General features: G+C 48.0%; 1 pseudogene. It reads right to left on the bottom strand.

The features are described from left to right. A pseudogene (locus R7Q11_RS25970) lies at positions 1–750 on the bottom strand (oxaloacetate decarboxylase); the annotation flags it as partial.

Below are 750 nucleotides of genomic sequence, written 5' to 3'. Positions count from 1 at the left end.
AACTTGAGGGAACAACGCATAAGTAAGTACGTCATCAACGCGTTCACTCGCAAGCTTAATGCCTTCAGACTGAGCCTTATCCATTAAATCCACCGTAAGAGCTTCCATTTCTGACTCTAACAAATCAGCAGGACGACACGTAATTGGCTCTTTACCTTCAAGGACTTTTGCTTGTAGTTCGGCATTCACTGCCGCAGGAGCGGCACCGTACTCACCTTTGAGAACACCAGCGGTTTCTTTAGTGATGCTCTTGTAGCGCTCGCCGGTCAGTACGTTAATGACGGCTTGAGTACCAACGATCTGAGACGTCGGTGTTACGAGAGGAATAAAGCCAAGATCTTCACGTACACGTGGGATTTCTTCTAACACCTCGTCGATACGATCCGCTGCACCTTGCTCTTTTAACTGGCCTTCCATATTCGTCAACATGCCACCAGGCACTTGAGCAATAAGGATACGGGAATCCACACCTTTTAGTTGCCCTTCCCATTTCGCGTATTTCTTACGTACTTCACGGAAGTAGGCTGCAATAGGTTCTAGTTGATCAAGTTTCAGATTGGTGTCGCGCTCAGTACCTTGCAGCATTGCTACAACCGTTTCCGTCGGAGTATGCCCATAAGTACAGCTCATCGAAGAAATAGCCGTATCGAGGATGTCGATACCAGCCTCTACCGCTTTGATTGCCGTAGCAGTAGAAAGACCAGTGGTAGCATGGCAGTGAAGTGCCAGTGGTACATCACAAGAGGCTTT

It is taken from the genome of Vibrio sp. 970 (genome assembly GCF_033339075.1).
Note: the sequence above shows the minus strand (reverse complement) of the source record. Positions and strands in the feature narration are given on the sequence as shown.